Source organism: Paenibacillus alvei DSM 29 (assembly GCF_000293805.1).
GTDB classification, from domain to species: Bacteria; Bacillota; Bacilli; order Paenibacillales; family Paenibacillaceae; genus Paenibacillus_B; species Paenibacillus_B alvei.
Map to the genome: position 1 here is coordinate 64037 of NZ_AMBZ01000009.1, position 20336 is coordinate 84372.

The window sequence follows — 20336 nt, forward strand, 5'->3', positions numbered from 1 at the left end:
GTAGTTTACATATCTGTGATTGACATTCAGATTAAGTAACTTTATAATGTGATTAATTGAATAGCGCTTCTGTGTAGAAGGGGAGTAGCTACTACAGTAAAGTCGTCAATTCGGGTGCATGCCCCGGCTTTATTGGCAACGTATTCCGTTGTAAGCAAGACCTTTGCCAGCCTTAGGTGAAGGGTTCTATATGGATGATAACAGACCTTTGCCGATGCTTGGCAGGGGTCTTTTTTCATTCTTAACGATAAATGGAGGGATGTCCGATGAATTGTCCGATTTGCAACAATGTCCGTATGCGTGAAGTTGAAAAAGAGGGCGTAGTGATTGATGTATGCCCGGACTGCAAGGGAGTATGGCTGGATAGAGGCGAGCTGGAGAAGCTCATGTCCGATGTAAGGGAAGAACGTAAAGTGTACAAGGAGTGGTATGATGAAGACGACCGGCGTTCGCAGAAATCAGATTATCCCTATCATAGCCCGAATGCCGGATACCCGCCGCACTATAAGCACAAAAAAAGAAAAGCGTCCTAGACCGGCTTGGAGATATATTCGATTAAAACAGCATCTTGTCTAATGAATCCTTCTGTTATGGAAATGGCATACGCCTGCCTCGTAGCATTAGGATTTTTTTGTTCTGGGAAGAAATTTCCAACATCATGATGATATGAATCAATCGGATTGTCAATAGAAACTTACAGCTAATATTGCGAGTTTGTTTTTTATTAAAAGCAGAATAAAGATGGAATTGAAGCAATAGAGATAAACGGTGTTATTTAACAAATGTAAAAAAGTGGAATGAAATAGAATCATTTTAGCCTGAAATCCATTTAATACTTGCCAAGATGGATACGCCAGCATGTAAATGCTAGCTATGCATAAATTTCATTTGTTTTAGGAGGATTTGATGAGAAAACTTAAGAAGTCACTTCAGGTTTTATCTCTTACGGTGGTAACAGCGGTTGTAGTAGCTGGCTCGCCAACTTGGGCACTAGCCCAAACTTCAGAGCCAGCAATCACACCATCGGAGCCAGCAATCACACCAACAAAGCCAGTCATCACACCAACAGAGCCAGTCATCACGCCAACGGAGCCAGTCATCAAACCATCAGAGGAAGCCATTACAGAGCTAAATAATCTTGTTGTTCAGCGAAATTTTGAAGTAAAAGCGCTTGGAGATATATGGACGGAAGGCGACCGAGAGCGTAGATTCATAAATGCTCGAAAAATATATCAGCCAACAGGTTTATATGCACAACCCAATGAACAAATTAAGATAGAAGTTTTAGGTGACAAACCAATTACAGCGGTTATTGGGATCCATCGTCATGATAAAGAATGGGCGCTTTTTTATCCATTACAACCAGGCATAAATACAATTTCCTCACCAAATGGCGGTTTATTGTCATTTGATAACAGCAACAATGAAGGCAGTATTCATGTAAATGTAGTGAGTGGGGGGAGTCCGGTTCCATTCTTTGTATTAGGCAAGAATACAAAAGAGGATTGGCAGGCAATGATGAATGCTTATCCTAATGCACCTTCTGTTGTACTTCAATCAGAAAGAGCTCTCTTTGTCTTCTATTACGCTACTGCTAAAACTCATATCTTGAATCAAGACCCAATTCCTGTTTTACAGACGTATGATAAGTTTATTACAGCACAGGATCAAATATCTGGACTATCTAGTTCTGATTCTGATCCTAGGCATCGGTTAGATAGGCATTTGATTGGCTTTATTGAATCAGAAAACACCATACCAGGAGCGTATGCATATGCAAATTGGGATGGGGCAATTATGCCTAAAGATACTGGAGCAAGTGCTGATGCTTTAGACCTTACAAGAACGGGTTGGGGGCAGTATCATGAGGCAGGTCATTTGAGACAACAAGCACCTTGGAATTGGGATGGGATGACCGAGGTGAATGTAAATATATATTCTATAGCCGCTAAGAAGGCTCTTAAACCTACTGAGCCTGCAAGATCCCAAGGCGAGTACTTAGCTGCTTTCACGTTTGTAGAACAGCCAACCAAGAATTTCTCGGACTCTAATTCAAAATTAGAAATGTTGTGGCAACTTAATCTTGCTTTTGGGGATAACTTCTACCCGCAGTTACACCGATTATATCGTGAGATGGCAAATACTGATCTGCCAAGTACTGATGATCAGAAAAAACAGACATTTATTCTAAACACTTCAAAAGTAGCTCACTATGACTTGACGCCTTTCTTTGATAAATGGGGTTTGTCTGCAACAAATGAAACAAAAAACAAGATTAATGCATTGAGTTTACCTGTTCTAACTGCACCAATTTGGTTTGGGTCAGATTATAACATCATTAAACCGACTGATGGTATGGATAAGGTAAAAGGCATCATTGGGGTAACAACAAATAGCCAAGAGACTTCAAATGCTAATAATGCCGCAGTAAATGCATTTGATGGAGATACAAATAGTATCTGGCACACTCAATGGAATAAACAAAATCAGTTCCCTTTCAATATTACAGCAAAGTACGCAAATCCGTTAACTTTCAACAAGCTGACATATTTACCACGTCAAAGCCAAGAAAATGGTATTATTACAAATTATAAAATCCTAACTAGTCTTGATGGGGTAACATTCAATGAGATTGCAACAGGCACTTGGGCAAAGGACAACACAGAAAAGACAGCCACTTTCACACCTACTCTTGCTAAATATGTTCGACTTGAAGTACCTCAAGGTGGTGGAACAAATGGTTATGCATCTGCAAGTGAGATTAAAATCTTTGAAACCGATCCAATAACACCACAACCTGTTACAACATATCTGAGCGATATGAATTGGTTTACTGCCACAACAGGTTGGGGAACAGTCCAGAAAGATCGTAGTGTTGATGGTAAAGCACTTACGTTAAATAACAAGACCTATACAAAAGGTTTGGGCACACATGCCAACAGTGAAATCGTCTACAAACTGAATGGGCAGTACACATCCTTTGCCGCGCTAGTTGGGGTAGATAATGAGGTAGGTACTGTAGGTTCTGTGGAGTTTCAAGTTGTTGTAGACAATCAAGTTGTATTCTCTAGTGGTGTAATGCGTAATAATATAGCGCCAAAAGAGGTAAACGTTAATCTTACTGGAAAGAATGAGCTAAAACTTATTGTCACAGATGGTGGAGATGGTATAAATAGTGACCATGCCGATTGGGTAAATGCTCGTCTTATCAAATAATATTGCTTAAAGCACGTCAAAAAGAGAGGGTCATCCCTCTCTTTAGTTTTAGGGTTGATTGATAATACATCTTGGTTTGCTAGACTTGCATTCGCAGTAGTTATAGCCAGCTTCTTAAGCTAACGGGCAGGGTAGTTGGACAAGGAAGAAGATATGCCTGCCTAAACTCCGTCCTTTTTTGGGATTAAGTGTAGATAAAGCCCATAGCCTCTTATATAATGTATCTATCTTTAAAAAATGAAGGGACTGAACTATGCGCAGATGTCAATATTTTTTAACCTAACTATTATCATATAATGGAGGTAAAAGTATTGATTACAGAGTTACACACAGAACGTTTACATTTGAGAAAAATGAAGATATCGGATTCGTCTAGTTTGTTCAAAATTTGGTCTGATCCAGACGTTATTAAATATATGAATATTTGTTGTTTTACGAATGAAAATCAAGCAAAGGAAATGATTAATCTCCTTGATGATCTTTCTCAAGATCGTAAGGCTATTCGTTTCTCCATCATTAACAAAGAGTCCAATGAAATTATTGGTTCTTGTGGTTATAATGACTTAGATTTTGAAAATGGCAAGGCAGAGATTGGGTACGACATTGCTAAATCATTTTGGGGAAGAGGATACGCTACAGAAGCTATCTCTTCTTTGATCGAACATGGATTTTCATCTTTAAAGCTGAATCGAATCGAAGCAAGGGTTGACCCTAGAAACGTGAATTCTATGAAGCTTTTACAAAAGCTCAACTTTACGTTTGAAGGAACACTCAGACAATATGAAAGAGTAGATGGAAAGTTTAACGATCTCAGTATTTATTCAAAATTAATATCAGATTGATTGTGTTGAAGATAATAATAGAAGAGGTAAGGTAGGGAATGGATATGCCCCTACCTCTCTTTTATTTAATCAAGTTTTTATTCTTTTTAGCAAGGACCGAGCACAGTCCAAACATCGTTCGGGCCATTTTTCAGATCTGGGTATTCATTTTGCGTCCACCATTTGGCCTGATACTTCACACCGTTATAAGAAACAATATCACCTTGAACATAAGTGGAATAGTTGCAACCACACTTTACCACGGGGACTACTTTTACAGAGAGGGGGGTAAAGATCTTTTGCAGATTCAACATCCCCATAATTTCCGTTGTTTTAAGTTGGTACCACTATGAATTTATCTACAAACGATCAAATTCTAAGGACACGTGAGCATTTAAGAGAAATGCGTTTCTACGGAGTAATACTTGACTTTTTAAATAATTTTTTATATGCTATAGCATGTAATTTTTGTGAAAGAAAATGAAACAGTATGAGTTCAATGATGTGACTATGTGAATTGGAATCAGGTGTACTGGAGTAATGGGGTACTATAGGTAAGTCAACAGTCCATATTAATGTTTGGAGGGAAACTATGGAATTGTATAATATGACGGGTTTTTTGATTCACCGTACGGATGTTAAAATGACCAACTATTTTACAAAGCAATTAAAGCCCTATGAGATGACGCCAGAGCAATGGAGTATTATCAGTGTTCTAGACGGGGATAGACCAACAACTCAAAAAGAGCTTGCGGAAGCAATCGACCGAGATCAGAGCACGGTTGTTCGAATGATCCACTCGCTCGAGAAGAAGGAGATCGTCAAACGGATTGTAAATGATACAGATAAACGATCTCATAACTTATATCTGAGCGATAAAGGAATACTACTCAAATCAGAACTACTGCCGGTTGTCATCGAAGCACACAAGCACGTGACAAGGTACTTAAGTGAAGATGAAATTCAGGAACTGGAATCTTTACTTGAAAAACTGTATGCAAGTGTTATGGAAGACGGTTAGATCATCTTCGTTCCACGTTACCCGAGACGGTACGCACAAGACCCAACTCTATGGTCTTACGTCTATGAAAGCTTTTAAGAAACGATTTTGGCTAGAGGAAATAAATATTTTTGCATATTATATGCTATAGCATATAATATGCTGCGAGAAATGGGGGATTTTCTTGGTTATTATCATTTTGCAAGTTATTATAGGATTATTTTTTATGTTTACTGGGAGTAAGATTATTTCCGGTAAAATGGCAGATGAGTTCAAGCGTTTCGGCATGCCTCCCATCTTTAATTTTTTGACGGGATTTATTGAGATTGCATCTGCAATCGGATTATTTGCAGGTATTTGGTTTCCAATAGCGGCTGTTATTGCAGGATTTTTACTAGCGGTTACGATGTTTGTCGCAGCCTTTACTCTTCTTGCTATTGCTAAGGATCCTTTTCCAAAAGCAATACCGGCTATCGTACTTTGCTTATTGTCTGTCATCGTCAGTATGAATCATTTGATCTAGTCTGAAAGCTAGTGATGATAAAATCCTTCTAACTTTGCTGAAGAAATATGAATAAAGTTAAAGGAAATAATATGTAACAATTTAAGTGAGGAGTTTTTTTAATGGTTATCGATTGGTCAACAACAGCTGTGTATAACACAATAATGTCAGTTGCAACTGGTATAGGGTTATTATTAATTCTTCGATTTGAATCCCATTTAGCCAAAGGAAAAGTTGGACAACTAGAAGGTTGGGCTATAGGATTTGGAATACCCGGGTTTATATTAACGCTAACAGGAGCTCATATGACCCTTACTTGGCCCTTGTCAAAGATTGGATTCCCATTTGATGATATTATATTTGGTGAGTCGTCTCTAGGTTTTGGGGTTCTGCTTCTAGCTGCAACCGTCTTAATATGGAGAAAATCTAATCTATATGTAAAACAAGGCATTAATATGAACGATACGAAAATAGTATCCAATACATTAAAGGCGGAATTACCGTATTTATTAAAACCAGTATCTTATTTTGCTGCAGCAATGGGGCTAGCACTCATCTCAATCGCATTTGCAGGTATTGGATTTCAATTATTTGCAGCGCCACCAGAAGAACCAATATCAGGAGCTTTTGCTGATTATCCAATGTTGGAAGCTACTTTTATGTCAGGATTATTCGCGATTATAGGGATTGGAGCTGTATTATTTCCTTTTGCCTTAAACAAAGACGCAAATCGAAACTTTGCTAAAGTTATTAAGTTCCTTTGGGCACTTGCAGGCATAGCCTTTGTTCTATTTGGAGCCATGAACTACTTTACACATATTGGATTGATTGTGAATACAATGCCCAAATAGTATTGAATGATATACAATGACTATCGCTCCCAATTCGATAAAATGCGGGTTGCATAAAAAGATAAAGAGAGAAATATTAACCTGCTATTAGAGCTGAAGTATAGGGTTATCGAAGATAATAATAGAAGAGGCAGGGAATGGATATGCCCCTACCTCTCTTTTATTTAATCAAGTTATTTATTCTTTTTAGCAAGGATCAAGCACAGTCCAAACATCGTTAGGGCCACATTTCAGATCTGGATATTCATTTTGCGTCCACCATTTGGCCTGATACTTCACACCGTTATAAGAAACAATGTCACCTTGAACATAAGTGGAGGAAGCGCTCCATGGAGCAGGGCAGGGGTCAACTTGAACTTGAACGGTCACCGAGTTACTTGCCGCAGATAAATTACTAAAGCCATCCCGAGCCTTAACAGTAAACGTATATGAACCACTTGTTAATCCACTGATCGTGGCGGAGTTGCTAGTTGATCTTGCTTTAGCAATAGGATCGTTATTTACATAAATGTCATAGCCGATCAATCCAACATTGTCCGTAGAAGCTGTCAACGTTGAAGAATGTTCACAAAAATGTTTAGGTTTATCTATTGTAAATAGCTATGTAGAGGATAAACTAAAAGGGAGCATGCAATTTGAATCTACAGCGTGTGGAACAATAGTTTCATTCACGTTTAATATGTAATAGAGGACTACAAAGGCGTAGTCTTACTTAAAGCAAAGAGGCTTAAGGTTATAACATTCCTACGGAATCGGTATAACTTTAGGCCTCTTTGTGTTTATTATCTGTATTGAAGATCAGGAAAGTGTATCACAGCTCTATTGGTTGCTATGCTCATTGCAAGTAAAATGGTTCCAAAAAATTGCACCTAAGAAATCGAGGAGGGTACCCATGAGTATCGATAAAAAGATGATTGAAGAGATGGTTCGTAAAATCATCATGGAAAAATTAGGGGCTGATGCTGTTGAAGAGAATGTTCATAGAGGTCCTGGAGGGATTACTTCCGTTAAAGTGCCAAATATGAAAGTAACAGAAGAGGATCGTCTCGACACAGGCAACCCTAATGATATCGTCTATTGTAAAGATCTTTTTTCGCTAAAGGAAAGTCCAAGACTTGGCTGCGGTATCATGGAAATGAAAGAGACAACCTTTGACTGGACACTTAACTATGATGAAATTGATTATGTGATTGGGGGACATCTGGATGTTATTATTGATGGTACAAAGGTGTCAGCTGATCCAGGAGAAGTGATCCTGATTCCAAAAGGAAGTAAGATTCAATTTTCTGTGCCAGAATATGCACGATTTATCTATGTAACATATCCGGCTAACTGGGCAGAACAAGCGTAACATTCTAATTTTCTACTGAATGCCCAAGGGTTTCTCAGTGCATTGATTAAGCAACAGCAAAGTTGATTAAATCGTCAGAACTAAATCAAATTTTTATCAAAGTGCCTGTAATTCATACGGGCACTTTTTTTGTTGCATAGAGGGCTACATTCCCAGATTGGCGGTTGTATTATTGGTGTGTGTGGCTGGCAATTCCGGTGCTTTTGTATCCGGGAGGAGAAAGATACCTACTTCCGCTTGAGCGCCTGTGGAAAGAACATAGGCAGAACACGATAAGCATGACTATTGGCCTTGCCCATAAATTTGTAGCCGATCATCCAGACACGAAGCTGGTTCATATCATCCATGGATCAATAATTGGTGCTGCTTATGAACATGATAGAACAAAGGCCTAATTCACACTCGCCAGTGTATGCAGAAAGATAGTCAAAAATGCGTTCATAAAATAGTTTTCGCGGAGTGGATGATCTGTCTGGAGCAGTGCTTTATAGAGATTACATTGCCTATTGTGAATCTTTGATCACTCTGTGTTTTATGGTTAGGCCTTATAATGAGAAAAAATAACAGGAGGTCTGGCCCCAATGGCGATGCAGAGACGAGAGGACTATCAGGTGAGGGTGGAAAATATTAAGCACCTTCCGCCAACACAGTTTTCAGGCGTTACAATCATTTTCATGATTCAGGGCGAGGTGGAAATACATATTACCCAGTCTAACTACACCCTGCATGAAGGTGATGTGATGGTCATCAATCATAATGAGAGCCATTCCATTCGAGGAAGTGACAATAATGTACTGATCGTATTGCAGATAGCCGGACATTTTTTTGCCTCTCACTATGAAGGATACTTCCACTCCCGGTTTCATTGTATCTCGCAGGAGATGGATTATGGCCGGGAAAATATGCTGGGCATGCTTCGCCGGCACTTATCGGAAATGATAATCTCCAGCTCTAGGAATGATGACAGCAGTAATCTTGAGATCCAGAGCAATATTTATCGGACGATGCTGTTGCTTACCCGTTTCTTTAGAAGAGAAATCTCTCTGCGGACAGGAAAGCATTTCGATGAGAGAATCACTCGAATTATGAACTATATGGAGCAAAAATATGATGAACCCTTGACGTTGAAGGAGGTAGCGGATAGGGAGTATTTATCGGTATCGTATTTATCTCGTTATTTCAAGAAAATAACAGGTATCGGCTTCCAGCAGTACTTAAACCAGATCCGTTTGAAGCATAGCGTGGAAGCCCTGTTATATACGACAGAGCCGATTTTGCAAATTGCGCTTAATCATGGGTTTCTAAGTACGAAGCATTTCAGTACGGTATTTAAAATGAACTATGGGAAATCACCAAGCCAGTATCGGCTGGAGCATTCCGGTGGAATGCATGAGGATACGAGAAACGCGGCCGATATAACGGAGATCCCCCCGATCCTCTACACTCCGGAACTCATTGGACGGTTATCCCGATACATTGAAGACGCCGATACAAGTCAACTACCTAATGAAGCACAGTTCAAGACGAGAGAAATCCAGATTCGCCCGGATAAGGCGGCGGAGGTTGCGGCAAGCGATCATATTCTAGTGATTGGCGAATTGAAGGAACTGCTTAAGGAAAATGTGCGCCAGCAGGTCCTGCAATCCAAACATGAGCTGCGCATTACACATGTAGGAATACGGAATTTGATATATGGTCGAACCTTTTTGCCTGAGGTGGAGACGGACGAGCCGTTCGCAACCTCATCGCCGTATGTGAATGCGGACATTACTCTGCATTTTTTGCAGCAGGCAGACCTTGATTTGTTTATTCGGGTAGAATATCAGGAGATTACGAAGGATGAAGAGCGATATTTTAAAAAGCTGGACGAGTTCATTTGCCATGTTCTGAATGTATTTGGCCCGCGGTTTGTGGGCAGCTGGAGTGTCATGTTTTTTAATCCTCAGCTGACACTTGTATCGGCTGCAAAAATGAGACGCGTCTATTTAAGGTTGTACCAAGTTTTGAAGAACCGTTCTCAAAGCTTGAAGGTTGGCTTATTTATGCCCTTCTCAGAGCAGAATTCCGAAATTTCCACTTCACACCGCTGGCAACTGGAGGAGATGAAACATATTGATTTCATATCGTATAACGCCAATCAGAACGAGGTCGTCAACTTTGATAACTACGACGTCAACGAATTCAAAGAAAAGGAGGATTATATTCTTTCGAAGACGCTGGCTTTGAAGAAATATCTGAATCAGCAGCACATCGAGAAGCCGCTTATCCTCATTACATGGAATACGTTAAGCGGGAATACGCGATATACGAACGGGATATTCTTTCGCGGAGCCCAGATCATGAAGATGATCTTTGATCTTAGCAGTGAGGTAGAAGGCATCGGCTTCTGGCTGAGCACAGAGCTGCATGAGGAAGAGCATAAGGGCGGGAACATTGTGTTGGATGGGCTTGAACTGTTTCATTATTACAGTGGAAAAAGGCCTGCCTACTATGCGGTTCAATTTAAAGAGCGTCTCCGCGGTAAAATCGTAGCCCAAGGCAATGACTATATTATGACGCAAAACGAGAAAGGATATCAGCTGGTTCTGTTCAATCGCAAAAACTTCAATCCACGTTACTCCGTGGAAGAGATTTATGTTAAAAGCCTGAGGAAGGAGCTGCATATCCATTTGTCCGGACTCGCACCGGGACCGTACCAAATCCGTAAATTCATATTTGACCGCACACATGGGGCGCTTTATTACAAATGGGGAGAAGTCACTACCAAATACGGACGGGATCTGGAAGTGATGAATTATATTGTTCAGGCGTCTCTGCCTGCCCTGGAATTAGCGGATGATTGGATTGAAGAAGAATGGTCGTTTTATGCTTATCTGGACATTAATGCGATTCATTTCATTGAATTGCACAAAATTTATGAATAACTGAACCGCTGAGGAAGAAAAGTAAAATGGAAATTCCTTTTTTTGTCCTGTGATGCTTAAAGGTCAGCAAAGATGACAAAAAATAAGAATAACAGGTAAATATAACGAACTTAAATTGGACTGGATTTCTTTAATATAAGGATATAAACATTGTTCAATGTTGATGTTACTTAACAGGACAAAATGAAGGAGGTCATTTGGAATGAAGGAACAATTATTTCAAAGACTACGCGAAAAGAAAGAGCAGATCATTGAGATAAGGCGTTACTTGCATGCTCACCCTGAGCTATCTTTTCATGAGGAGAATACAGCTAAATATATTCGCAATTTCTATGCTGATAAGGATTGTGAAGTTCGTAACAACGTTGGTGGAAATGGAGTTGTCGTTACGATCGATAGCGGCAAACCGGGGAAGACGGTTGCTATCCGGGCCGATTTCGATGCGCTCCCGATTACAGAGGAGACCGGACTTCCATTTGCGTCGGAGAGCCCCGGCGTTATGCATGCGTGCGGTCATGATGGGCATACAGCTTACATGCTCATTCTGGGCGAGACCTTAATCGAGATGAAGGATCAGCTCCGGGGCAAGATAGTTATCCTTCATCAGCATGCGGAAGAGACTCCTCCTGGCGGCGCAATGCAAATGATCAAAAAATGGCTGCCTAGATGGCGTAGATAATGTATTTGGCATTCATGTGATGTCTACGCTGGAGACGGGAAAAATATTTTATCGCGAAGGAAATATACAGACCGGACGCGCTTATTTCAAAGTAAAAATTATTGGAAAAGGCGGACATGGCTCCTCGCCTCATATGGCGAATGACGCGATTGTTACTGGAAGTTATTTCGTTCAAGCGGTGCAGACGATTGTTAGCCGGCGCTTGAATCCGTTTGATGTAGCGTCGATTACCATTGGCTCCTTCGATGGCAAGGGAAGCTTCAATGTCATTAAAGATTCCGTGGAACTGGAAGGTGACGTGCGGGTTATGACCGAAGAAACCCGTGAAGTGGTTGAACGGGAGATTCGTCGGATACTCGATGGACTACAGGCCATGTTCGGAATTACTTATGAACTGGATTACCAGAATGATTACCCTGTACTCTATAACGATCCGGAGTTGACGGAATTCGTAGCTAATTCATTAAAGAACAGCTCGATACCTGGTGTCACTGGAGTGGAACGCTGTGAACCACAGCCTCCTTCCGAGGATTTCGCCTATTATGCTAAAGAACGCCCAAGCGTATTCTTCTACGTTGGGGCGATGCCGGCAGACGGTACGTATTACCCGCATCATCATCCTAAATTCGACATCAATGAAGACTGCTTGCTTATTGCTGCAGAAGCGATGGGCGCTGTGGTTGTAGACTACTTAAGAAGGGATGACAAGTAATATGGAAACCCAATATCGAGGTACAAATAAGCTGATCATCGGGATTGTATTCGGAGTAATCACCTTTTGGCTTTTTGCTCAATCCATGGTTAACATCGTACCAGACGTTCAAGCCGATCTAGGAATTTCACTGGATGTCCTTAATATCGCGATCAGTTTGACGGCATTATTCTCCGGGATTTTTATCGTCGTGGCCGGGGGATTGGCGGACAAGCTTGGACGTATGAAGCTAACTTATGTTGGGTTAGTGCTTAGCATCATTGGCTCTTTGTTTCTTATACTTGCCCACGGCTCCGTTCTGTTGATTATCGGACGGATTGTTCAGGGGTTATCGGCCGCGTGCATCATGCCGGCTACGATAGCTCTAGTCAAAACTTATTATGACGGAGCGGATCGTCAGCGGGCGCTAAGTTATTGGTCGATCGGCTCCTGGGGCGGCTCGGGCGTATGTTCTTTTGCCGGGGGCGCGATTGCCACTTATATGGGCTGGCGCTGGATTTTCATTATCTCCATTGTGTTCGCAATACTCGGGATCTTCCTGATCAAGGGAACTCCTGAGAGTAAGGGTGAACAGACCGGAAATTCCAAGTTTGATGCTAGCGGTTTGTTGACTTTTATCGTAGCGATGATCTCATTGAATCAGTTCATTACCCGTGGATCCTCGTTTGGTTGGACTAGCGCTGCCACGATTTTGCTAATTGTTGTATTCTTGCTGTCTGCCTTTGTATTCTTCAAAATTGAGACTCATAAAGCTGGCAGCGGTTTCATTGATTTCTCCTTGTTCATGAATAAAGCCTATTCCGGTGCAACGATTTCCAATTTTCTGTTGAATGCGGTTGCCGGTACACTTGTGGTCGCGAATACGTATATCCAAGTGGGTCGCGGTTTCACGGCATTTGCAACAGGCATGCTCTCGCTCGGTTATCTGGTCAGTGTGCTGGTCATGATTCGAGTTGGTGAGAAGATTCTGCAGAAGATCGGGGCGCGTAGACCGATGCTACTCGGTTCCACTTTGACAGCTATCGGGATTGCCTTGATGGCTTGTACCTTTGTTGAAGGAACGACCTATTCTATCCTCGTGTTTATCGGTTTTATGTTGTTCGGCATCGGCCTGGGAATGTATGCGACGCCTTCGACCGATACAGCGGTAACCGCTGCGCCTTCCGATAAAATCGGGGTGGCTTCGGGTATTTACAAGATGGCAAGTTCGCTAGGCGGTTCCTTCGGTGTGGCGATTTCCGCGGCAGTGTATGGAACAATAGCGGCCTCCGGCAAATTGGAACTTGCGGCGTCTGTTGGCCTTCTCGTGAATGTTGCATTCTGCGTACTGTCGATCCTTTCCATTCTTGTTCTCGTCCCTAGTGACAAGAAGACGGAGAAGCTGAAGCTCTCTAAAGCTTCAAAAGCTTAATCGGATCCAATCTATAAATTAAACTGGATTTGAATAAGCGAATTGGAGGAGTTAAGTATATGCAATCTATTGTTATCTATGCTCGAAGCTCGGAATGAAGAGATAATTGAGATCGGACATTTGCATGCCCATCCAGAGCTTTCTTGAAGAAGCAACTTTACGATATCCTCTATAAACACCTAAAAAAGCCGCCTTAGTTCGGCTTTTTTGTTTTATAGGATCAAGTTTTTGTCCCAAGCTGAGGACAAAAACTTGATCCTATTGCCGAGTTGCTGAATGTCTAATCAAGAGTCTTATGCCGTGGCAAGCGATGCGGCATATACGCCTTTCGATCCGCGGCATGTTAACGACTGGGCTGAAGGGCCGGAGAGAGGCGGGACTCACACGCTATTGTAACTGCTTCTTGATCAACGCTTCACTTTTCGTTTGGCTGCTTCGGATCGTGCTACAGTTGAAAAGCTTGCAGGCGGCCCCGCTATTTGATCCAACCAAAGAAGTTCCTTCGTTTCATGGAGAGCCTAAAAAAAATTGTTAAAAATTTTATAATAGCCCTTTACATACTATAGGGGGGTAGGGTATATTAACTGTGAAATCAAGGAGGTGAGGCAATGTAGATGATTTCAGAAAGTTTTAATGAAAATTGTTGTAATCACATCAATGCTGCTCATAAGACGGTGCAAGAAAAGCCGCCATTCCGATAAAGTAAAGAATAACTTAATGATTCGTTCAGAAGATTATAATCCATATATTGAAAGAGGTGGAAGATCATGAATTTAGAAGCTTTAAATGAACAAGTCAAAAGGGATCTTTCGTATCTTGCATTTGGGGGAGAGGACTGGGTATGCCGGGCCCGCCATCCCAAGGGGCATGTCTACGATGCCGTGGTTATAGGAGGGGGCCAGTGTGGCTTAGGTGTGGCCTTTGGGCTTTTGCGTGAAAGAATATCTAATATCCTTGTCATCGACGAAAACGTTGAAGGATATGAAGGGCCATGGATAACTTACGCTCGTATGATGACATTGCGCACGGATAAACATTTGATATCCATTGATCTTGGAGTTCCTTCTCTGACATTTCGCTCCTGGTGGGAAGCGCAATTTGGACCACAAAGTTGGGGAGACATCGATAAGATTCCACGGAACGATTGGATGAACTATTTACGTTGGTATCGAAAGGTTCTTAACTTACCTGTTGTTAATGAGGTAAAGGTGAAGCTTATTGAGCCTGCAGGGGAAAATGTTTATCGACTGCATATGGAAGGAGCGGGAGCATCTTCTCAACCATTACTGGCCCGCAAGGTTATCTTAGCTACTGGTATTCAAGGCGGAGGGGAATGGCACGTACCCTCTATGATTTCCGAAACATTACCTCGTCACCTCTATGCACACACCTCAGAAGACATTGATTTTGAGACCCTTAAAGACAAGAAGGTGGCCATTTTAGGCGGTGGGGCCTCAGCTTTTGACAATGCCAATTTTGCATTATCTGAAGGCGTGGGTTCGGCTCATGTGTTTGTTCGCCGCACGGAAATGCCGCGCATTAACCCACTTCGACAAATGAGGGTATCAGGTCTAATTGAACGTTTTCATGTTCTATCTGATGCTGATAAATATTCCGTTATAGCCCATTACTTTAAGCATCAACCTCCTACAAATGACACGTTTACACGTGCAGCCTCACATCCCGGCTTTACATTACACTTAGGTGCCCCATGGCTTGACGTACAGTATGAAGCTGAGAAGGTAATTGTCACTACTCCACAAGGTAATTTCACTTTTGACTTTCTAATCATTTCCACCGGTCTTTTAACTGATCATTCTTTACGTCCAGAGCTTAAGCTGTTTGAACCTCATATTGCACGTTGGGACGACTATTATCATGCACCTGCTGAGAACGCCAACCATAAGCTTGATGCGTATCCTTACCTTGGTCCTGACTTTACTTTCACATGCCGAGACAAAAAGGATACAAAGCTTCTTCATGGGCTCTTTGTTTTTAACTTTTCAGCTATAGTTAGCTGTGGTATTTCGGCCTCTTCGCTCCCTGGAATGAGATATGGGATACCTAGACTCGTCTCAGCTGTAGCAGACCAACTGTTCGCTGATAATCGGGAGGAGATTCTGAATAACTACTATTCTTATAATGAAGCTGAATTCGTTGGAGAATGGACAAAGACTTAGTTTCCTATTCAACTATTGAAGGGAGGATAGGCAATTGGGGAAGGTCTTTACAAAATCGACGTGTGCCTTACTATTATTAGTCTTTATTTGGGGTGGAAGTTGGCCAATCTATAAAATGGCTGTGCCTTATACGCCCCCGTTATTATTTGCAGGAATGCGTACCGTAATTGGGGGCCTTATCCTTGCAGCTCTCCTATATAAAATGAGGAACAGGATCAACTGGCGTGAAAATTGGTCGAAATATTGTATTTCAGCATTCTTTAATACGATTCTCTTTTTTGGGCTACAGACAATAGGGCTTAGTTATTTACCAGGAGGATTGTTTTCCGTGCTTGTCTATTTTCAACCCGTTCTACTTGGATTGTTTGCTTGGATTTCGCTTGGAGAGTACATGTCGCTGTTTAAAATTATGGGTATGATTATTGGATTTATTGGAATTGTAGTTGTCAGTGTGGACGGATTAACCGTTCATGTATCGAGCATGGGTGTGGTCTTAGGGTTGCTTGTGGCATTTAGCTGGGCACTTGGCGTGGTATATGTAAAGAAGGTGAGCAGCGAAGTAGATGCTTTCTGGATGGTGTCTTTGCAGTTTATCATTGGTGGCGTTATTCTAATAGGTACTGGAACCATTGTTGAAAACTGGTCAGCAATTGAATGGAATGGCAAGTACCTTTTTGGACTCGGATACGGCTCTACTTTCGGCATTCCACTGGCCTATATCATTTACTACAAACTTATTCATGCTGGGGAGGCAAGCAAAGTCGGGACATTTACGTTTCTTGTACCGATCATTGCCGTAATCATCAGTACGGTGTTTGTAGATGAACCGGTTACTTACCGCCTTGTCGTAGGGCTGTTATTAGTAGGTGTAAGTATTTATTTCGTGAATGATCGCAGAAAAAAGGGGAATGCTTCATTATTCAATAGAGCGCAGGAAAAATGTAATACGAAAGATGTCGGATGACAAGAACGTATATGCTTAAAAGCCGCGTAGCAGCGGCTTTTTTATTTGTTTATTGAATGATTCAATGATATTCGGTGAACATATGCTTGTGTCACTAAACTGTATAGAAAAAGATTTGATTTTCAGATAATCGTTATCCGGATTACATTTTTATACATTGCACTGTATTAAAAGTTCTACTACCCTTATAAAAGGGATATAACATGTAAAGTCATTTTAAAGTAAGAAAAGAAAGGATAAACAAATGAAAAAAAGAAAAAGAAAACGACATATATCATTTTGGGGGTAACCCTTTTGGTTGTTATGGTTTGGATAAATAATACGAGCCTATTTTATTCGAAAGATACAAATTATAAGATTCTGGCTCATAGAGGGTTGGCTCAAACCTTTGATATTTCACAGGTAGAGTATGATACGAATACAGCTGAAATCATTTATCCACCTGAGCACCCTTATTTAGAAAATACAATTCCTTCTATGAAGGCAGCATTTGATCATGGTGCTGACGTCGTGGAATTAGATATTCAGTTAACGAAGGATCATCAATTAGCTGTTTTTCATGATTTTACTTTAGCGTATAGAACAAATGGTAAAGGTGAAGTCAAAGATTATATAATGAACGAATTGAAGAAACTAGATGTCGGCTATAGATATACGGCTGATAATGGAGAGAGCTATCCGTTTCGTGGCAAAGGCATTGGTATGATGCCAAGCTTAGATGAGGTGTTTGCAGCTTTTCCTAATAAAGAGTTTTTAATTCATGACAAAGATGGAGATATGGAAACAACAAAAGTATTGTGGGATTCTTATTTAAGTAAAATGTCTAAAAATCAATTAGATAAAATAACAGTTTATGGTGATGGAGACAGCGAAGGGTTTGATTATTTACGTTCAAAACATACAGAGTTGAAATTGTTAACGAAAACAATGATGAAAAATGCACTTTTAAAATATGAATTATTAGGTTGGACGGGATATATTCCGAAAGAATTGCATAATATGGAGCTGCATTTGCCTTTAAATTATGCGAAGTTCTTATGGGGTTGGCCAAATAAATTTATTGATAGAATGGAGTCTGTCAACACGCGGGTCGTAATCGTAGAGGGAAATGGTAAATGGTCAGAAGGATTTGATACAAAAGAAAGCCTTGAAAAAATTCCAGAAGGATATCAGGGCTATATATGGACAAATAGAGTTGATAAGGTTACTAAATGATTTCATTCATCAAAAATAGTTGATTCTTCATGATAAGGTATCGTACTTCTTATGTAATTAAAGGGCAGCATTCCTGTTGTGAATAGACAAAAATCCCATCGTAAAGAACCTGATGGGATTTTTATTATGGGTTCGGGAGCGATAGGCTAAGAGATCGCAGCACTATTCATGCGATTGCACGATCCTTGGATCTTTAGAGAACCACAAACCGTCTATATACCAGCTATATATTGATCCGCACAATTGCGAAATGAGAGTTTTCTCCACCAGTTGAATTGACAAATCCATTATCATTGAGCGGGAAAGTATTTTGCTTAACCGTATCTGATACATTTCCGCCGATGACTGTTATGTCAGTAGAGCTTACATCAATGACAATGTCACCATGCGTCTCTTTAGAAATAAAGTCGTTCCACGTTGCACCGCTTCCATTTCTACTCTTTACTACAATATCACCTTCTTTTGGTCTCACCTCATTAATAGCGAAAGCCCAGAAGGGATTACTTGCACTATTCATTTGTCGATTAATCTTGGCAGGCGCAGTATAGCGCCAATGTGCGGCCGGATTTCCGAATTCATTCCGATAATTTGATTCATCATGAACCTTGCCAAAACGATCGCCTCCGCCTGCCTGAGTCACAATCCATGAGATAAAGGCAGCACTCCAAGCACTTCCTGGAATTGTTATATATTCTGGTATCGATACTTCCTTATAAACACCTTGTTGCCAATATTCACGTATCCGTGCTTGCATATCATATTCCTTGATGGTTCCTTTATTCCACGTCAATTCGTATTCCTGCTTTGCAAGATGGATCATTTGCTGCCTTACGTTTTCCCAGCTCAAGCTTATCTGCTCCTAACTACTACTAAAATAAAAAAATTCCAAGTGTCCAAATACACGACTTTCCGTCCACCCTTGGATAGTATCCCAATCAACTCGCAAGCTATTCATGATAATGGGTTAAGAGATATAATGATGCGGATGCCGCCCATTACGAGATCATTTCACACCAATTTTAGAAAACAGCCTCAGACTATATAATCGTGCGTTCTCGAAAAGGACTATCAAATATCAATTGAGATGGCGTTTAAACACGATCAGACCGTTCTGCTTAAAGAATTCATGACAGGTAAAGAATATCGATTCCTGGTTATGGGCGATGAGGTTGTAGGGATACTGCATCTCGTATTAGCCAATGTCGTGGGGGATCGAATTCACACGATTGAGCAGCTCGTCCATGAAAAGAATAAAGATCCGCTTCGGGGTCGCGGTTATAAAATACCTTTATTATAGGAAGATAAGCGCGACAAGGGTTTGAATATACTTTTATACATATGAACAAAATACAATGTGTTCTACACTATGAAGCATATATCGCGGAAAGTGGTCGATACGGAGGGGGAAGCCTTTGTTAAGACCAAATAGTTCGTTGAAGAGGTTGTATCAAAAAATTCAGCTAGCTTTGCGTGGGTGAAACGACAGATGACCAATTATGAACAAGAAAAAGAGCTAGCTGCATTAAGGGCGCTGGCTTATGTAGAAGACAAAATGATAATCGGGATCGGAAGCGGAAGCACGGCAAGCCACTTTATCCAATTTCTCGGAGAGAAAGTGCGAGAAGGGCTTCAAGTAACCGGCGTGCCTACGTCCAAAGAGACGGAACGCCTCTGTACATTACTTGGCATTCCACTGATCACGACTCAAATTCCGGAAAAAATTGATCTTACCGTTGACGGAGCAGATGAATTCGATCCGTATCTGCGATTGATAAAAGGGGGAGGCGGCTACTTGCTTAAGGAAAAACTGGTTGCCTCTTGTTCCGCTAGAACGATTATTATTACGGATTCCAGAAAACAAGCAAGCGTACTCGGCCGCACATACGCGCTACCGATCGAAGTGATTCCGCTAATGTGGAGCCAGATCGCGAAGAAGCTAAGGGACTTGGGAGGGGAAGCGAAATTACGCACTCTTGGGACACCACCTGCACCTTATTGGAGCGAAAATGGAAACTATATTCTAGACTGCAAGTTCGCATCTATCGATCAACCAGAACGCCTCGCCCAGGAGCTATCCCGAATGAACGGCGTGGTCGAACACGGACTGTTCATCGGAATTGCAGATGAGGTTATCATGGGGGAGAATGAGGGGACGAGATGTTTCCGCGTTGGCTCAAAATGACAGAGTTCCAATGTTGTTTTTCCGGAGCAGCGAGCGGCTAGTTTATAGTCCAAATTGCTGCAATGGGGTGAGTCTCCGTTGTAGCAATCGACATCAATATGACGGCCTTCACCCCACGCAAGAGAACGAGTATTGGATTACAGACTGCTGGTAACATATCCATGGTATTGAAGACCGCAAAAAATTATTATAATCCCCAAACAGGGATTTTTTAATGTCCGTAGAACAAAAGGAGCCAGTGAGGCTCCTTTTGTTTGTAATTATCACGTTTTACGAAATGTGGCACATCTTGTCGGATGACAAGAACATAATAAACATTACCGATTCA

16 protein-coding genes and 2 pseudogenes are annotated in these 20336 nt (G+C 41.2%); 15 read left to right on the forward strand and 3 right to left on the reverse strand.

What is annotated here, in order from left to right; all coding sequences use genetic code 11:
- Positions 1-266: 266 nt before the first annotated feature.
- The 3 genes and pseudogenes from PAV_RS24735 to PAV_RS24745 all read left to right on the forward strand — a co-directional run bounded on the left by PAV_RS24735 (position 267) and on the right by PAV_RS24745 (position 4058).
- A pseudogene (locus PAV_RS24735) lies at positions 267-559 on the forward strand (TFIIB-type zinc ribbon-containing protein).
- A 347-nt stretch (positions 560-906) separates the two neighbouring features.
- A complete protein-coding gene (locus tag PAV_RS24740; RefSeq protein ID WP_005550718.1) occupies positions 907-3216 on the forward strand; it encodes an NPCBM/NEW2 domain-containing protein in 2310 nt (769 codons plus the stop codon).
- A 311-nt stretch (positions 3217-3527) separates the two neighbouring features.
- Positions 3528-4058, forward strand: a complete 531-nt coding sequence (locus PAV_RS24745) for a GNAT family N-acetyltransferase (protein WP_005550719.1) — start codon at positions 3528-3530, stop codon at positions 4056-4058.
- A gap of 86 nt (positions 4059-4144) precedes the next feature.
- On the opposite strand, the gene PAV_RS35580 is transcribed toward PAV_RS24745, so the two are convergent.
- Positions 4145-4357: a carbohydrate-binding protein gene (locus PAV_RS35580; protein WP_085981384.1), complete on the reverse strand. Its 213-nt coding sequence runs from the start codon at positions 4355-4357 to the stop codon at positions 4145-4147.
- A gap of 272 nt (positions 4358-4629) precedes the next feature.
- Between PAV_RS35580 and PAV_RS24755 the strand changes: the two genes are divergently transcribed.
- From PAV_RS24755 to PAV_RS24765, 3 genes are all read left to right on the forward strand, one after another.
- A complete protein-coding gene (locus PAV_RS24755; protein WP_005550721.1) occupies positions 4630-5058 on the forward strand; it encodes a MarR family winged helix-turn-helix transcriptional regulator in 429 nt (142 codons plus the stop codon).
- 163 nt (positions 5059-5221) lie between these two features.
- A complete protein-coding gene (locus PAV_RS24760) occupies positions 5222-5560 on the forward strand; it encodes a DoxX family protein (protein WP_005550722.1) in 339 nt (112 codons plus the stop codon).
- A gap of 101 nt (positions 5561-5661) precedes the next feature.
- A complete protein-coding gene (locus PAV_RS24765; RefSeq protein WP_005550723.1) occupies positions 5662-6390 on the forward strand; it encodes a DUF981 family protein in 729 nt (242 codons plus the stop codon).
- A 186-nt stretch (positions 6391-6576) separates the two neighbouring features.
- Here PAV_RS24765 and PAV_RS33820 read toward each other — a convergent pair whose 3' ends face one another.
- The gene (locus tag PAV_RS33820) at positions 6577-6915 is read right to left on the reverse strand and encodes a carbohydrate-binding protein (protein ID WP_202950517.1); all 339 of its coding nucleotides are present in this window, start codon (positions 6913-6915) and stop codon (positions 6577-6579) included.
- A 367-nt stretch (positions 6916-7282) separates the two neighbouring features.
- On the opposite strand from PAV_RS33820, the gene PAV_RS24770 reads away from it, so the two are divergent.
- The 7 genes and pseudogenes from PAV_RS24770 (at position 7283) to PAV_RS24805 (ending at position 17826) form a co-directional block, all read left to right on the forward strand.
- A complete protein-coding gene (locus PAV_RS24770) occupies positions 7283-7741 on the forward strand; it encodes a cupin domain-containing protein (RefSeq protein ID WP_005550725.1) in 459 nt (152 codons plus the stop codon).
- A 581-nt stretch (positions 7742-8322) separates the two neighbouring features.
- Positions 8323-10665 carry a helix-turn-helix transcriptional regulator gene (locus PAV_RS24780; RefSeq protein ID WP_005550727.1) on the forward strand — a complete coding sequence of 781 codons (2343 nt, stop codon included), beginning with the start codon at positions 8323-8325 and terminating at the stop codon, positions 10663-10665.
- Positions 10666-10867: 202 nt separating this feature from the next.
- Positions 10868-12056, forward strand: a pseudogene (locus PAV_RS24785) (amidohydrolase).
- A 1-nt stretch (position 12057) separates the two neighbouring features.
- Positions 12058-13467 carry an MFS transporter gene (locus PAV_RS24790; RefSeq protein WP_005550728.1) on the forward strand — a complete coding sequence of 470 codons (1410 nt, stop codon included), beginning with the start codon at positions 12058-12060 and terminating at the stop codon, positions 13465-13467.
- A gap of 767 nt (positions 13468-14234) precedes the next feature.
- Entirely contained in the window at positions 14235-15647 is a 1413-nt protein-coding gene (locus PAV_RS24795; protein WP_005550730.1) for an NAD(P)-binding domain-containing protein, read from the forward strand.
- A gap of 34 nt (positions 15648-15681) precedes the next feature.
- On the forward strand, positions 15682-16611 hold the full coding sequence (locus PAV_RS24800; protein ID WP_005550732.1) for a DMT family transporter: 930 nt from the start codon (positions 15682-15684) through the stop codon (positions 16609-16611).
- A gap of 303 nt (positions 16612-16914) precedes the next feature.
- Positions 16915-17826: a glycerophosphodiester phosphodiesterase family protein gene (locus tag PAV_RS24805; protein ID WP_051135226.1), complete on the forward strand. Its 912-nt coding sequence runs from the start codon at positions 16915-16917 to the stop codon at positions 17824-17826.
- Between the two features lie 223 nt (positions 17827-18049).
- Here the strand turns inward: PAV_RS24805 and PAV_RS24810 are convergent, their stop codons facing one another.
- Positions 18050-18673 (reverse strand): DUF2272 domain-containing protein, encoded by a 624-nt coding sequence (locus tag PAV_RS24810; protein WP_005550736.1) that lies wholly within the window; start codon positions 18671-18673, stop codon positions 18050-18052.
- Between the two features lie 237 nt (positions 18674-18910).
- Between PAV_RS24810 and PAV_RS24815 the strand changes: the two genes are divergently transcribed.
- Together PAV_RS24815 and rpiA are read left to right on the forward strand one after the other, a co-directional pair.
- Entirely contained in the window at positions 18911-19123 is a 213-nt protein-coding gene (locus tag PAV_RS24815; RefSeq protein WP_005550738.1) for a hypothetical protein, read from the forward strand.
- A 189-nt stretch (positions 19124-19312) separates the two neighbouring features.
- The gene (gene rpiA, locus PAV_RS24820) at positions 19313-20008 is read left to right on the forward strand and encodes a ribose-5-phosphate isomerase RpiA (RefSeq protein ID WP_005550740.1); all 696 of its coding nucleotides are present in this window, start codon (positions 19313-19315) and stop codon (positions 20006-20008) included.
- The last annotated feature ends 328 nt before the right edge of the window (positions 20009-20336 follow it).

What these genes read in the sequence shown, in the direction of transcription:
- PAV_RS24765 (WP_005550723.1), top strand. Translation starts at nt 5,662, where the DNA reads ATGGTTATCGATTGGTCAACAACAGCTGTGTATAACACAATAATGTCA.
- PAV_RS24740 (WP_005550718.1), top strand. Translation starts at nt 907, where the DNA reads ATGAGAAAACTTAAGAAGTCACTTCAGGTTTTATCTCTTACGGTGGTA.
- PAV_RS24790 (WP_005550728.1), top strand. Translation starts at nt 12,058, where the DNA reads ATGGAAACCCAATATCGAGGTACAAATAAGCTGATCATCGGGATTGTA.
- PAV_RS24755 (WP_005550721.1), top strand. Translation starts at nt 4,630, where the DNA reads ATGGAATTGTATAATATGACGGGTTTTTTGATTCACCGTACGGATGTT.
- PAV_RS24770 (WP_005550725.1), top strand. Translation starts at nt 7,283, where the DNA reads ATGAGTATCGATAAAAAGATGATTGAAGAGATGGTTCGTAAAATCATC.
- PAV_RS35580 (WP_085981384.1), bottom strand. Translation starts at nt 4,357, where the DNA reads ATGGGGATGTTGAATCTGCAAAAGATCTTTACCCCCCTCTCTGTAAAA.
- PAV_RS24805 (WP_051135226.1), top strand. Translation starts at nt 16,915, where the DNA reads ATGGTTTGGATAAATAATACGAGCCTATTTTATTCGAAAGATACAAAT.
- PAV_RS24815 (WP_005550738.1), top strand. Translation starts at nt 18,911, where the DNA reads ATGGCGTTTAAACACGATCAGACCGTTCTGCTTAAAGAATTCATGACA.
- PAV_RS24780 (WP_005550727.1), top strand. Translation starts at nt 8,323, where the DNA reads ATGGCGATGCAGAGACGAGAGGACTATCAGGTGAGGGTGGAAAATATT.
- PAV_RS24795 (WP_005550730.1), top strand. Translation starts at nt 14,235, where the DNA reads ATGAATTTAGAAGCTTTAAATGAACAAGTCAAAAGGGATCTTTCGTAT.
- rpiA (WP_005550740.1), top strand. Translation starts at nt 19,313, where the DNA reads ATGACCAATTATGAACAAGAAAAAGAGCTAGCTGCATTAAGGGCGCTG.